This window comes from Janthinobacterium sp. BJB426 (assembly GCF_002735705.1).
GTDB lineage: Bacteria > Pseudomonadota > Gammaproteobacteria > Burkholderiales > Burkholderiaceae_D > Janthinobacterium.
The window spans coordinates 457,750-470,931 of record NZ_PDZL01000001.1 but is presented as its reverse complement, the minus strand read 5'-3'; the positions used below and the strand labels follow the sequence as shown (position 1 = coordinate 470,931).

Genomic DNA, 13,182 nt, shown 5'->3' with positions numbered 1-13,182 from the left:
GCTAAGCGCAGTACAGCGCCAGCGCCCACGCTGGCGGGCGTAAATCCAGCGCCAGCGACAGGTAAGCGGGATCGAAGCGCGCCGCCAGCAGGTACACATTGGCGGCGCCCTTCGGCTCCCAATTACCCGTAAAACCCTTTTCGCCGGCCGCCACGCGCTTGCGGTCGAAGGGCACGGCGCTTTTGGCGAATTCCTCGTGCGTCTTTTTGCCCTGCGCATACGGCGCCAGCCAGGCCAGCGCCTCGGCCAGGCGCTTCGCTTCCGGCGCGCCATACCAGTCGTCGCCATGCGCCTGCGCCATCAGGGCCGTCGTCAGCAGTGGCTCCAGACTGTAGGTGGTGTAATGCAGGGCGTCGCGCTGCTCGAAGTCGAAGGGCACGCCGCCGGCGCCGATATTGCGCGGCACGTGCGCCAGGAAACGCTCTTTCGCCCTCGCGATCAGCAAGGTCTCGCCCGTGACATACGCGGCGGCCGTGCCGATCTTGATGCGGTGGCTGTGCCAGTTGTTGCGCGCCGTGGACGGGCCGCCCATCTTGATGGGATCACTCAGATACCCGTGCGCCAGGGTGCGGCAAAACGCCTGCACCTGCTCGCGCTCGACGCCGGTCAAACGTTCCTGCACCAGGTCAAAACCCATCAGCAGGCTGGCCAGCTCCGTCTCGTCGACGGGACTGAACGACGGCTGGTAGCTGCCGCTCCAGGCCAGCAGCAGCTGGCGCACCGCCTCGAAATGCCCCATCTCGCCCGACAGCCGCCAGGCCAGCGCCTGCAAGCGTGCCTGGCGCCAGTCTTCCTGCGCCTGCTGGCTGGTCTCGCGTCCGCCCTCTCCCTTCAGCAAGCCACCGGTGCGCACTTCGGCCATCAGATGCACGGGCCGCGCCGCATCCTTGCGCGCCGCCTTGACCACCTGTTCCGCAATGGCCGGCGCCACCCGCGCCTTGAGCGTGCGGGCGCGCGCGGCGGAGCTCAGCGCAAACGGCAGCGCGCCTTCATGCGGGCGCGGCGCCGCGCGCAAGCCCGCCAGGGGCAGCGCCAGCAGGCTGGCCAGCACAGCGCGCCGGCGGATCAGATGCGTACTCAAAACCGCGTCTCCCGCGCCGCGCGCAAAAAGTTATCGAGGATGGGCGTGCAATCGAGCAGTTCGACGCCGCCCGCCGAATGGAATTCCGGGTGCCACTGCAAGCCCATGACGAAGCGCGCCCGCTGGTAGCGGATGGCTTCGACGATATTGTCGCCTTGCGAATATGCTTCCACGGTGACGTCGCGTCCCAGGTCCTTGACCGACTGGTGGTGGATGGAATTGACGAGCGCCTCGCCCGTCTTCGGAAACATGCCCGCCAAGGACGAGCCTTTCGGGAAGACGATGGTGTGGCGGTGGCGGTCATACAGGTCGTTGACGTGCGAGGTGGCCCCTTCCACGTCCGAGGCGATGTCCTGATACAGCGTGCCGCCAAAGCCCACGTTGATCAGTTGGCAGCCGCGGCATATACCCAGCACGGGTTTCCCCGCATCGACGAATTCGTGCAGCAATTCCAGCTCGTACAGGTCGCGCGCGCGGTCGCCGTTCCATTCCGGCCGCGTGGCCGCCTCGGAATACGTCTGCGGCGAGACGTCGGCGCCGCCCTGCAGCACCAGGCCATCGAGGTGGCGCGCATAGTGGCGCAGGGTGATGTTACTCGGATGTAGCTGGCCACTGGTATTGACGGTCGGGATCATGAACACCAGCACGTCGCGCGACATGACCCATTGGGCGATCGACTCTTCCAGGTATTGCAGGTTCTTGCTGCGCAGGCCAGTGGCGCCCGGCTCCGGGTGGAAAATACGCGCCGAGATGCCGATGCGCAGGGTGCGCCGCATGAAATCGCGGCTGGCCTTGTCGCGCATGGAGCGGTAGCGCGACGAGATCACCCGCCAGGCCAGCGCCAGGGGCGTGTCGTTATCCTTCAGGTAGCGGGGAGCGGCGTCGCGCGCACGGTGCTCCTCATCGGGTGCCCGGCGCCCCACCCGGTCGGGCCGCGACGGCGCCGACGCTGCGGCATCGGTGGAAGGGGGAAGCTGGGGATCTTTTTCGTCTGACATGGCGGGGCTGACTGAAAGCGGAGAACGGTTTCAATATAAACCCCTGCTTCCGAAAGCACGATTCAATTTTGTAACAAAAGCATACCCGCGGGGCGTCCACGCAACAGGCGGGCACCCGACGCATACGGCCCGTTTACGCCGGCGGCCCCGCTTTTTAGAGAATCTTTACGCCCCCGCTGCTAATCTTGAACGTACCTCAACCACCGCTGCAAAGCCACCATGGAACCCCATTCACGCCTGCAAACGCATCAAGCGCATCAAGCACTGCCCCATCGCCATCCCCGTCTGCCCACCTTCCTCATGCATATTACGGTCGACAAAGCCTGCCTGGCCGAGCTGCGCCAACTGGTCGTCAGGACATGCGGCGGCATGCTGTCGTTCATGCGCGTCGAGGCGGTCGACCATGCCGAACGCATGAAAGTCTGGCTGTGCGTGACGGAACCGGCCCTGCGCCTGACCATGGATGCCGTCATGCGCCTGCTGCCGGCCGCGGAATTTGGCCGCATCAGCCAGGGGAAATCGCTATGAACCAGTATGCCTGCGACCACGCGATGTCTTCCTCGCGCATCACCGCGCACTTCCAGGGCATCTGGGTGCCGATGGTCACGCCCTTCCTTGATGGCGATGACGACATCGACTTCGACGCCGCCCAGCAACTGGCGTGCGAACTGGCCGCCAGCGGCATCGATGGCCTGGTGGTGTGCGGCACCACGGGCGAAGCGGCCATGCTGAGCGCCGCCGAACAGACCATGCTGCTCGACAGCGTGCTCGAAGCCGTCGGCCCCCGCTTTCCCGTCGTGATGGGAATAGGCGGCAGCGATACGCGCAGCGTCGTCGCCACCGTGCAGCGCTACAACGACCATCCGCTGGCCGGCCTGCTGGTCTCGGCCCCCGCGTATGTGCGCCCTTCGCAGGACGGCATCGTGCGCCACTTCCAGGCCATCGCCGCCGCCACCGACCAGTCCATCGTGCTGTACAACGTGCCGGCCCGCACGGGAGTCAATATCGAACCGCAGACGGCCGCCCTGCTGGCGCGCGACTCGCACTTCGTCGCCATCAAGGAAGCGGGCGGCAAGCTGCAGCAGCTGGGCGAACTGCTGCTCGACACGCGCCTGGACGTGCTGTGCGGCGACGATGCCCTGCTGCTGGCCAGCCTGTCCATGGGCGGCCACGGCGCCATGTCGGCCGCCGCCCAGGTGCGTCCTGACCTGTATGCGCAGCTATATCATCTGGTCAAACAGGGTCGCCACGGCGCTGCCGGCGCCCTGTTCAAGACCATGCTGCCCGTCATTCGCCTGCTGTTTGCGGAACCGAATCCCGCTCCCGTCAAGGCGGCGCTGGCCATGCAGGGCAAGGTGCGCGACATATTGCGCCTGCCGATGACGTCGATGTCTTGCGCCGGCCATGCCGCCCTGGCCGCGGCACTCGAGCCCCTGATGGCACTGCCCGTATGGACAGCCAGCGACAGGGACGCCCCACGCGAAGGCTGTCTGCTGCAGCTGGTCTCCCCTGCCAACATCATGCCAGCCGTGCGCCAAGATGATCATCGCTATCACGGATGAACGCGGGGGGATGGAGAAATCCATCCTGGCCGGGCGGCTGGCCGCCTCCCGCGCGCTGGCCGGACGCAAGGTATTGCTGCTTGATGCCGATCCGCGCCAGGGCGCCATGGCGCAGGCCCGGAACATGCACGACGGCGCCATGCACGGCAGCCTGACGCGGCCGCGCCTGATGGCGCGCGCCATCAGCGCGAAGGGCTTGCAACCGGAGCTTGAGCACCTGGTGCACTGTTACCACGACATCGTCATCGACAGCGAAGGCCGCGACTCCATGGGCAGCCGTTCGGCCCTGATCGCCGCGCGCGTGCTGGTAGTACCGCTCGACGGTGTCGTCAACGACGCAGCGCAGGCAGGCCTGGCACGCCGCATCGCACACGCGCGCAGCGTCAATCCGGGCTTGCGCGTGCTGCTGACAGCGGACGCGCAAACGGCGCCCGCCCATGCCCTGGCCGCGCAGATTCCGGCCGCCCGCGTGGTCAGCCTGGGCCAGCTGTACTGCGCCGTTTTCAACCTGCCAGCGTAAGTACGCAAAAAAAAAGGCGGCGCATGCGCCGCCTCTCCTTTCAGTCAATTCAATCCATTAAAACGTCTTGCTGACCGTCAGCTGCAGCGCCGTCTTGCCCATGAATTTGCCATTCACGGGCGAGGCATAGGCCGACTTGCCCGCGTTCGTGCCGATCACGGCCAGCGCGCCCGAAACAAAGCCGAAGTCGCGCGTGACGCCCACTTTCCAGTCCGTGTAGCTCGATGCATCATTGTTCTTGACCTTCTGGTGGCCCGCGTGCAGGTTGCCGGTCCAGCCGCTCGTCAGGTCGATCGTCGCGCCGATGTCCAGGTAGCCGCTGTTCTTGCTGTTGACGATGCCGAACAGGTTCGAGACAGCGTGCGAATATTTGATGTAGGCGGGACCATACGACAGCTGGCCGTAGACTTCCTGCGTATCCGCATCGGCCAGGCCGGCGATGTGCTTCAAGCCATTGTCCGCGTACACATAGGCGAGCACGCCGACGTCATAGCCAACGTCGCTGGTCAACTGGCCGCGCTTGCCCGCATACAGGTCCACTTCCACGTCGCCGCTGCCGCCCGCATCCTTGGTCCACTTGATGGTGGAGGCCCAGGCGCCCGCATACAGGCCCGTCGGATTATTGACATAATCGGCGCCGCCCTGCAGCGCCGGTTTCAAGCGCGTCTGCGAAATGCCGCGGTAGCGGTAGTCGGATACGCCGGCCACGTTGAAACTGACTTCATTGTCCGGCTTGGCCTCGTCCGCGTGGGCCAGGCTGCCCGTAAAGGCTGTGGCGACGGCAAGTGCAAGTAGCATTTTATTCATGGTTTTTTCTTCTTCATGGGTGGTATGGGCCTTTGCCAACATGGCGCAGCTGGCCCGCCGCTGCAAAAATTCGCTGCAAAAATTTTAGGTAAAGCGCCCCCCTGGCGCGCGCGGCGCCTATTTTCAAACAGGGGAAAGAAAGCTATTTAAAGGGGCAAGAGCAAGCGGTAGCCGACGGCCGTTTCCGTCAACAGGTACTGCGGCTGGGCCGGATCGGCTTCCAGCTTCTGGCGCAGATGGCCCATGTAGATGCGCAGGTAATGGCCGTTTTCACTGTTCGACGGCCCCCACACTTCACGCAGCAGTTGCGGATTGGTGACCACCCTGCCCGCATTTTTTACCAGCACCGACAACAAGCGGAATTCCGTCGGCGTCATGTGCACCAGCTGCTTGTTGCGCGTCACCAGGCGGTCCTTCAGGTCGACGCGCACATCGCCAAACTGCACCACGCCATCGTCGCTGGCGGCGGGCTGGCGCTGGCGGCGCAGGGTGGCGCGCACCCGGGCCAGCAGTTCTCCCACGCCAAACGGCTTGGTCAGATAGTCGTCGGCGCCCGCGTCGAGCGCACGGATCTTGTCCTGCTCGTCAACCCGCGCCGACAGCACGATGATGGGCACGGCCGACCATTTGCGGATGTCGGCGATGAAATCGATGCCATCACCATCGGGCAGCCCCAGGTCCAGCACGATCAGGTCGGGCCGGCGCGTGCCGGCATCGATCAGGCCCCGCTGCATGGTGGCGGATTCGAAAATCTGCCAGCCCTCATCTTCCAACGCGGCGCGTACGAAGCGGCGGATTTGCGGTTCATCCTCGACCAGCAAGGCGGTGGCGGAAGGTTCGTTCATGTTGGTTTTCCTGTTTCATGGTCGTTGGCGTCATCGAGCTCGATCTCCGGCGGCGCCGGGGGCGTGCCCAGCGGCAGGCTGAAGACGATGGCGGCGCCCTGTCCCGGCGTGTGCGGCTGCGCGTGGATGGTGCCGCCGTGCGCTTCGACGATGGCGCGGCAAATGGCCAGCCCCAACCCGACGCCCGGCTTGTTCGATTCGCGCTCGCCGCGCGTAAATTTTTCAAAGATGGCTTCTTCGCGGCCGGGCGGCAAGCCTGGGCCATCATCAAACACCGTCACCTGCAGGAACTGGCCGTGCACCCCGGCCGCGACCGTGATGGTGCTGCCGGCCGGCGTGTACTTGGCCGCGTTTTCCAGCAGGTTGCACAGCACCCGCTCGATCAGCACGGCGTCGTAGCGCACCAGCGGCAAGTCCGGCGCCAGCTGCGTCTGCACGGCATGCTGCTGCAATTGCGGGCCGCTGGCGCGCAGCGCGCTGCCCACCACCTCTTCCAGCGCCTGCCATTGCAGGTTCAGGCGCACCTGGCCGCTTTCAATGCGCGCCATGTCCAGCAAGTTCGCCACCAGGGCGCTCATACGCACGGTTTCGGACTGCAGCGAGCGCGCCATATCCAGCTGCGCGGGCGACAGCGCAGGCCGGGACAAGGCCAGCGATTCGGCCAGGCCCACCAGCGACGTCAAGGGCGTGCGCAAGTCGTGCGACAGGGCCGCCAGCAGCGAATTGCGCAGCCGCTCTGACTCCATCTGCAGCAGCGCGCCCTGGGCCACGTCGATGTAATGCACGCGTTCGAGGGCGATGGCCGCCAGCGCGGCAAAGGTATCGAGGTGCTGGCGCTGTTCCGGCACCAGCAGCCAGCGCCCCCGCTGCGCGCCCTCGAGCGGCAGCAGCGCCAGCACGCCGCGCGTGCGCATCGGCGCGATCAGCGGCAGGTAGAAAATGGGCGACGCCGGCAAGGTGTCGGTGCCCGTTCCCGCCGCCTGCGCATGGTCGAAGGCCCACTGCGCGATGCCGATATCGAGCGGCTCGCCGCCATTCGGGGCCTGCAAGCTGCCCTCGTCATCGGGCAGCAGCAGGGTGGCGCGCGCGCGGAAAGCCCGTTCGATGGCGCTTTTCGTGATGTCGAAAATCTGCTCCGTCTGCAGCACGCCGGACAGCTCGCGCGAGAATTCATACAGGGCGCGGGCGCGCGCTTCGCGGTGCGAGGCCACGCGCGCCTGGAAACGCAGGCCGGCCGTCAGGTGGCCCGTGATCAGACCCACGGCCAGCATCACGCCAAAGGTAATCACATACTGGAAATCGCCCACGGCAAACGAGAAGCGGGGCGGCACGAAGACGAAATCGAAGCAGGCCACGCCCACCAGGCTGGCCAGCGCCGCCGGTCCGCGTCCCAGGCGCACGGCCACCAGCACCACCGTCAGCAAGGACAGCATGGCGATATTGGCCAGGTCAAGATAAGGCTGCAGCGGTACCGAGGCGAGGGCCGTGGCCAGGCTGGCGCCGGCAGCCAGGATGTAACGCCAGTGGCGCGAGGTCCGGCGCGGCACCTCCGCATCGTCGCCGACTGCGCGCCGCGGCGCCGCATCGGCTGGCGGCAAGCCCACCTCGATCAAATCGATATCGGGCGCCAGGCTGGCCATGCGCGCCGCCGGCGGTGCCTGCCACAGGCGCGCCAGCGCATTGGCGCGACCACGGCCAACGATGACTTTCGAGATATTCGCGCTGCGCGCATACTCGACCACGGCGCCGGCGATGTCGGCGGACGGCATAACAGCCGTGCGCGCGCCCAGGTCCTGCGCCAGTTTCAGGGTTTTCAAAATGCGCTCGCGCTGGCTCGCCGGCAGGCGCTGCAAACGCGGCGTTTCCACGTACAGCGCATGCCATTCCGCATTCAGCTGGCTGGCCAGGCGCGCCGTGCTGCGGATCACGTGTTCGCCACCCGCATGCGGCCCCACGCAGGCCAGCAGCGCGGCGCCCGTCTTCCACACGGGATTGATGGACTTCTCGACGCGGTAGGCTTGCACGTCATCCTGCACCCGGTCCGCCGTGCGGCGCAAGGCCAGTTCGCGCAGGGCGATCAAATTACCCTTGCGGAAAAAATGCTGGGACGCCCGCTCGGCCTGCAGCGGCTGATACACCTTGCCCTGCTTCAGGCGGCGCAGCAGTTCATCGGCAGGAATATCGACCAGCACCACTTCATCGGCGCGGTCGAACACCGTATCGGGCAGAGTTTCGGCCACGCGCACGCCTGTAATCCCCCCCACCACGTCGTTGAGGCTTTCCAGGTGCTGCACGTTGACGGTGGAAAGCACGTCGATGCCGGCCGCCAGCAATTCCTCGACATCCTGCCAGCGCTTCGGATGGCGCGAACCGGCCACGTTCGAGTGGGCCAGTTCATCCATCAGTATCAGCGGCGGCGCGCGCCGCAGCGCTTCGTCAAGGTCGAACTCGAACAGGGTCTTGCCCCGGTACTCGATCGCTTTTAGCGGAAGCACGGGCAAGCCGTCCAGCTGGGCCGCCGTATCCTGGCGCCCATGCGTCTCCACCACGCCCACCAGCAAGTCCTGTCCATCGGCCAGCAATTTGCGCGCGGCGGCCAGCATCGCATAAGTCTTGCCGACGCCGGCCGAGGCGCCAAAGTAAATACGCAGCCGGCCGCGCGCGGCTTTCTTTTCCTGCGCCTGCACTTGCGCCAGCAGGGCATCAGGGTCGGGGCGTTGGCTGTCGTTGGGGAGCATGGGCATCTTTTAATGTCAAAACCAGGGGCAAAACCGGCGGCTCCGCCCCTGCATCATCTTACTTCGCGGCCGCATCGAGCGCCAGATTCAGTTCCAGCACATTCACGCGTGGTTCGCCGAAAAAGCCGATATAGGCGGTCTTCTGCACCTTGGCGATGGCGTTTTCCACCTGCGCCAGCGGCACGGCGCGCACGCGGGCCACGCGCGGCGCCTGGTACAGGGCACCCGCCAGGCTGATTTCCGGATCCAGGCCGCTGCTCGACGCCGTCACCAAGTCAACGGGGATGGCGCGCGTATTGCCAGGGTCAACCTCCTTCAGGGCGGCGATGCGCGCCTTGACGGCGTCCACCAGGGCTGGATTGGTCGGTCCCTGGTTCGAGCCGCCCGAGCCGGCACCGTTATTGGCCATCGGCGCGGTGGCCGATGGCCGGCCCCAGAAATACTTGGGCGAGGTGAATGACTGGCCGATCAGGGTCGAGCCGACGGGCTTTCCACCACGCTCGACGATGCTGCCGTTGACTTCATCGTTGAAAGCCAGCTGCCCGATGCCGGCCGTGGCAAATGGATAGACGACGCCGCAGATCACGGTCAGCGCGGCAAACAGGACCAGGGCGGGACGTACGATAGTGCTCATGATGGTTCCTTTAGACTAAATTGAGTGCGGACAGCAGCATATCGATCAGCTTGATCCCGATGAAGGGCAGGACGATGCCGCCCAGGCCGTAGATCAGCAGGTTGCGGCGCAACAGGCTGGCCGCGCCGATGGCCCGGTATTGCACACCTTTCAGCGCCAATGGAATCAGCACGACGATGATCAAGGCATTGAAGATCACGGCCGACATGATGGCCGACGCAGGGCTGGCCAGGTGCATGATGTCGAGCGCCTTCAATTGCGGATAGGTGCCCACGAAGGCGGCCGGGATGATGGCAAAGTACTTGGCGATATCGTTCGAAATCGAGAACGTCGTCAGCGAGCCGCGCGTCATCAGCATCTGCTTGCCGATTTCAACGATCTCCAGCAGCTTGGTCGGGTTCGAATCCAGGTCGACCATGTTGCCTGCCTCCTTTGCCGCCTGCGTGCCCGAGTTCATGGCCACGGCTACGTCGGCCTGCGCCAGCGCCGGCGCATCGTTGGTGCCGTCGCCCGTCATCGCCACCAGGCGGCCTTCGGCCTGGTAGCTGCGGATCAGTTTCAGCTTGTCTTCCGGCGTCGCTTCGGCGAGGAAATCGTCCACGCCCGCTTCGGCGGCAATCGCCGCAGCCGTCAGCTTGTTGTCGCCCGTGATCATGACGGTCTTGATGCCCATGCGGCGCAATTCCGCGAAGCGCTCCTTGATGCCGCCCTTGACGATATCCTTCAGCTCCACGGCGCCCATCACGCGGCCATCGTCGACCACCACCAGCGGCGTGCTGCCGCGGCGCGCGATGTCGTCGACGGCGCGCCCCACCTCGGCCGGATACGGCTGGCCCAGCGCTTCCACATACTTTTTCATGGAGTCGGCCGCGCCCTTGCGCAGCTGGCGCACTTGCTGCTCGCCCGGGATATCCACGCCGCTCATGCGCGTTTGCGCCGTGAAGGGCACGAAGGTGGCGTGCAGGCTGGCCATTTCGCGTTCGCGGATATTGAACTTCTGCTTGGCCAGCACGACGATGCTGCGCCCTTCCGGCGTTTCATCGGCCAGCGAGGCCAGCTGCGCCGCATCGGCCAACTGCTGCTCCGTCACACCGGGCGCCGGCACGAAGCTCGACGCCTGGCGATTGCCCAGGGTAATGGTGCCCGTTTTATCGAGCAGCAGCACGTCCACGTCGCCTGCCGCTTCCACGGCGCGGCCCGACGTGGCGATCACATTCGCCTGCATCATGCGGCTCATGCCGGCCACGCCGATGGCGGACAACAAACCGCCGATGGTGGTCGGGATCAAACACACGAGCAGCGCGATCAGCACGGTGATCGTCACCGGCGTGCCAGTGCCGGCCGCCGCCACGGAAAACAGCGAATACGGCAGCAGGGTCACGGTGACGATCAGGAACACGATCGACAGGGCCACCAGTAAAATCGTCAGGGCGATCTCATTCGGCGTCTTCTGGCGCTTGGCGCCTTCCACCATGGCGATCATGCGGTCGATGAAGGCTTCACCGGGGTTGACGGAGACGCGCACCAGCAGCCAGTCCGACAGCACGCGGGTGCCGCCCGTGACGGCGGAAAAGTCGCCGCCCGATTCGCGGATGACGGGCGCCGATTCGCCCGTGATGGCGCTTTCGTCGACGGAGGCCACGCCGGCCGTCACTTCGCCATCGGCGGGAATCACGTCACCCGCCTCGACCAGCACCGTCATGCCCTTGCGCAGGTCGGTGGCCGGCGTGGGCAACCAGGAAGTGCCGTATTTCGGCGTCTGCATTTTCTTTGCCATCACCGTTTGCTTGAGGGCGCGCAGCGAGGCCGCCTGCGCCTTGCTGCGGCCTTCGGCCAGCGCTTCGGCGAAGTTCGCGAACAGCACGGTAAACCACAGCCACACGGAGACGGCGACGATGAAGCCGAATGGCGCTTCACCCTGGCCATTCAGGGCCTGAATGGCCAGCAGGGTCGTGATGATGCTGCCTACATAGACGACGAACATCACGGGGCTGCGCCACTGCGTGCGGGGGTCGAGTTTTTTAAACGCATCGACGACAGCGGGGCCGATCAGTGCGGAATCGAACAAAGTCAGGCTTGTGCGTGACATGGTAGCCTCTTATTTGATGAAAAGTTGCAGGTGTTCGACGATCGGGCCCAGGGCCAGCGCGGGAACGTAATTCAATACGCCGACCAGCACGACAACGCCGATCAGCAAGCCGATGAACATGGGGCCGTGCGTGGGCATGGTGCCGGCATTGGCCGACAGGCGCTGCTTGGCCGCCAGCGACCCGGCCACCGCCAGCACGGGCACGATCACGCCGAAGCGGCCGAACCACATGGCGATCGCCAGCATCACGTTGTAGAACGGTGTGTTGGCGGACAAGCCGGCAAACGCGCTGCCGTTGTTGTTGGCTGCCGACGTGAAGGCGTAGAGGATTTCCGAGAAGCCGTGCGCGCCCGGATTGGCCACGCCGATCTTGCCCGGTTCGACCATCACGGCGATCGCCGTACCCGTCAATACGAGGGCTGGCGTAATCAGGATGGCCAGCGAGACCATCTTCATTTCATACGCCTGGATTTTCTTGCCCAGGTACTCGGGTGTGCGGCCTATCATCAGGCCGGCGATGAAGACGGCCAGGATGGCGAACATCAGCATGCCGTACAGACCCGTGCCCACGCCGCCGAAGATCACTTCGCCGAACTGCATCAGCAGCAGCGGCACCATGCCGCCCAGGGGCATGTAGGAATCGTGCATGGAATTGACGGCGCCGCACGATGCCGCCGTCGTCACCGCCGCGAACAGGGTCGAGGAGCTGATGCCGAAACGCGTTTCCTTGCCTTCCATATTGCCGCCCGATTGCAGGCTGCTGGCCTGCTGGTCCACGCCCAGTGCTTGCAAAGCGGGATTGGCTTGCTGCTCGGCGCTCATCACGCCGGCCGTCATGACGACGAAGATCAGGGTCATGGCGGCCAGTACGGCCCAGCCCTGGCGCAGGTCGCCCACCATGCGGCCAAACGTGAAGCACAGGCCGGCGGGAATGATGAAAATGGCCAGCATCTGCAGGAAGTTCGACAGCACGGTCGGATTTTCATACGGGTGCGAGGAATTGGCATTGAAGAAGCCGCCGCCATTCGTGCCCAGCAGCTTGATCGATTCCTGCGACGCGACGGGACCCATGGCGATCGTCTGCGTGGTCGCCACTTGCGCTTCCATCACGGGCTTGCCGGCCGTATCGAGCACGGGCTGGCCGTCGGCCGTCACCTTCGGCGTTTCATAGGCCACGTGGTCGAGCAGGGTCACTTCCTTGTAGGCGGAAAAATTCTGGATCATGCCTTCGCCCATGAAGACGACGGACAGGGCCAGGGACAGCGGCAACAGGATGTACAGGGTGGAGCGCACCAGGTCGACCCAGAAATTGCCGATCGATTTGCCCGAGCGCGAGGCAAAGCCGCGCACCAGCGCGAAGATCACGGCGATGCCGGTGGCAGCCGAGAAGAAGTTCTGGCACGCCATGCCCAGCATCTGGGTCAGATAGCTCATGGTCTGTTCGCCGCCATAGCCTTGCCAGTTGGTATTGGCGACGAAGCTGACGGTGGTATTGAACGAGGAATCGGGGCTGACGGCGCCCAGGCCCTGTGGATTCAACGGTAAAAAGCCCTGCAGGCGCTGCAGGCCGTAGACGAAGACGGCGCCCACGGTATTGAAGACGATCAGGGCGATGGCATAGCTTTTCCAGCCCATGGCCTTGTCGGCGGGCAGGCCGGACCAGCGGTACAGCAGGTTTTCCAGCTTTTGCAGCCAGCCCAGGCCGCGCACGGGGGCATCGCCGGCCACTTTGGCCATGTACAGGCCCAGCGGATAGCCGGCGGCCAGCAGCACGGCCAGGAAGGCCACCAACAACAGTATCGATTGCGTCGTCATCACAGTTCCTCCGCCTTCAGCAGCGCCACCAGCAGGTACACGAGCAGGCCAGCCGAAACGACGGCGCCCAGCACATAAAACGCGTTCATTTGA

The 13,182-nt window shown here is 65.1% G+C and carries 12 protein-coding genes; 3 read left to right on the top strand and 9 right to left on the bottom strand.

Annotated features, from left to right (window positions below; genetic code table 11):
* Position 1: 1 nt before the first annotated feature.
* Together CSQ93_RS02075 and CSQ93_RS02070 are read right to left on the bottom strand one after the other, a co-directional pair.
* Entirely contained in the window at positions 2–1,081 is a 1,080-nt protein-coding gene (locus tag CSQ93_RS02075) for an alginate lyase family protein (protein WP_099376499.1), read from the bottom strand.
* A complete protein-coding gene (locus CSQ93_RS02070) occupies positions 1,078–2,079 on the bottom strand; it encodes a gamma-glutamyl-gamma-aminobutyrate hydrolase family protein (protein ID WP_099376498.1) in 1,002 nt (333 codons plus the stop codon). The genes CSQ93_RS02075 and CSQ93_RS02070 overlap by 4 nt, the downstream gene beginning before the upstream one ends.
* A gap of 219 nt (positions 2,080–2,298) precedes the next feature.
* Here CSQ93_RS02070 and CSQ93_RS02065 point away from each other — a divergent pair, with 219 nt between their 5' ends.
* The 3 genes from CSQ93_RS02065 to CSQ93_RS02055 are packed head-to-tail and all read left to right on the top strand — an operon-like array spanning position 2,299 to position 4,161.
* On the top strand, positions 2,299–2,607 hold the full coding sequence (locus tag CSQ93_RS02065) for a hypothetical protein (RefSeq protein WP_233515995.1): 309 nt from the start codon (positions 2,299–2,301) through the stop codon (positions 2,605–2,607).
* Positions 2,604–3,641, top strand: a complete 1,038-nt coding sequence (gene dapA / locus CSQ93_RS02060) for a 4-hydroxy-tetrahydrodipicolinate synthase (protein ID WP_099376497.1) — start codon at positions 2,604–2,606, stop codon at positions 3,639–3,641. Before CSQ93_RS02065 ends, dapA begins: the two co-directional genes overlap by 4 nt.
* A gap of 10 nt (positions 3,642–3,651) precedes the next feature.
* Complete coding sequence (locus CSQ93_RS02055) at positions 3,652–4,161, top strand: cobyrinic acid ac-diamide synthase (protein ID WP_233515994.1); 510 nt, start codon at positions 3,652–3,654, stop codon at positions 4,159–4,161.
* Between the two features lie 57 nt (positions 4,162–4,218).
* Here CSQ93_RS02055 and CSQ93_RS02050 read toward each other — a convergent pair whose 3' ends face one another.
* From CSQ93_RS02050 to kdpF, 7 genes are all read right to left on the bottom strand, one after another.
* Positions 4,219–4,968, bottom strand: coding sequence for a TorF family putative porin (locus CSQ93_RS02050; RefSeq protein WP_099376698.1), 750 nt, complete (start codon positions 4,966–4,968; stop codon positions 4,219–4,221).
* 146 nt (positions 4,969–5,114) lie between these two features.
* Positions 5,115–5,813, bottom strand: coding sequence for a two-component system response regulator KdpE (gene kdpE, locus CSQ93_RS02045; RefSeq protein ID WP_034746496.1), 699 nt, complete (start codon positions 5,811–5,813; stop codon positions 5,115–5,117).
* The gene (locus CSQ93_RS02040) at positions 5,810–8,551 is read right to left on the bottom strand and encodes a DUF4118 domain-containing protein (RefSeq protein WP_099376495.1); all 2,742 of its coding nucleotides are present in this window, start codon (positions 8,549–8,551) and stop codon (positions 5,810–5,812) included. The genes kdpE and CSQ93_RS02040 overlap by 4 nt, the downstream gene beginning before the upstream one ends.
* 58 nt (positions 8,552–8,609) lie before the next feature.
* Positions 8,610–9,185 carry a potassium-transporting ATPase subunit KdpC gene (kdpC, locus tag CSQ93_RS02035; protein WP_099376494.1) on the bottom strand — a complete coding sequence of 192 codons (576 nt, stop codon included), beginning with the start codon at positions 9,183–9,185 and terminating at the stop codon, positions 8,610–8,612.
* Positions 9,186–9,195: 10 nt separating this feature from the next.
* On the bottom strand, positions 9,196–11,274 hold the full coding sequence (gene kdpB, locus CSQ93_RS02030) for a potassium-transporting ATPase subunit KdpB (protein WP_099376493.1): 2,079 nt from the start codon (positions 11,272–11,274) through the stop codon (positions 9,196–9,198).
* A gap of 9 nt (positions 11,275–11,283) precedes the next feature.
* Positions 11,284–13,089, bottom strand: a complete 1,806-nt coding sequence (gene kdpA / locus CSQ93_RS02025; protein ID WP_099376492.1) for a potassium-transporting ATPase subunit KdpA — start codon at positions 13,087–13,089, stop codon at positions 11,284–11,286.
* A complete protein-coding gene (gene kdpF, locus CSQ93_RS02020; RefSeq protein ID WP_034746483.1) occupies positions 13,089–13,178 on the bottom strand; it encodes a K(+)-transporting ATPase subunit F in 90 nt (29 codons plus the stop codon). The genes kdpA and kdpF overlap by 1 nt, the downstream gene beginning before the upstream one ends.
* Between the last annotated feature and the right edge of the window lie 4 nt (positions 13,179–13,182).

Excerpts from the sequence above, each read along its gene's own strand:
- kdpC (WP_099376494.1), bottom strand. The coding sequence starts at position 9,185 with ATGAGCACTATCGTACGTCCCGCCCTGGTCCTGTTTGCCGCGCTGACC.
- CSQ93_RS02070 (WP_099376498.1), bottom strand. The coding sequence starts at position 2,079 with ATGTCAGACGAAAAAGATCCCCAGCTTCCCCCTTCCACCGATGCCGCA.
- kdpA (WP_099376492.1), bottom strand. The coding sequence starts at position 13,089 with ATGACGACGCAATCGATACTGTTGTTGGTGGCCTTCCTGGCCGTGCTG.
- CSQ93_RS02055 (WP_233515994.1), top strand. The coding sequence starts at position 3,652 with ATGGAGAAATCCATCCTGGCCGGGCGGCTGGCCGCCTCCCGCGCGCTG.
- CSQ93_RS02065 (WP_233515995.1), top strand. The coding sequence starts at position 2,299 with ATGGAACCCCATTCACGCCTGCAAACGCATCAAGCGCATCAAGCACTG.
- kdpF (WP_034746483.1), bottom strand. The coding sequence starts at position 13,178 with ATGAACGCGTTTTATGTGCTGGGCGCCGTCGTTTCGGCTGGCCTGCTC.
- kdpE (WP_034746496.1), bottom strand. The coding sequence starts at position 5,813 with ATGAACGAACCTTCCGCCACCGCCTTGCTGGTCGAGGATGAACCGCAA.
- CSQ93_RS02050 (WP_099376698.1), bottom strand. The coding sequence starts at position 4,968 with ATGAATAAAATGCTACTTGCACTTGCCGTCGCCACAGCCTTTACGGGC.
- kdpB (WP_099376493.1), bottom strand. The coding sequence starts at position 11,274 with ATGTCACGCACAAGCCTGACTTTGTTCGATTCCGCACTGATCGGCCCC.
- CSQ93_RS02040 (WP_099376495.1), bottom strand. The coding sequence starts at position 8,551 with ATGCTCCCCAACGACAGCCAACGCCCCGACCCTGATGCCCTGCTGGCG.
- dapA (WP_099376497.1), top strand. The coding sequence starts at position 2,604 with ATGAACCAGTATGCCTGCGACCACGCGATGTCTTCCTCGCGCATCACC.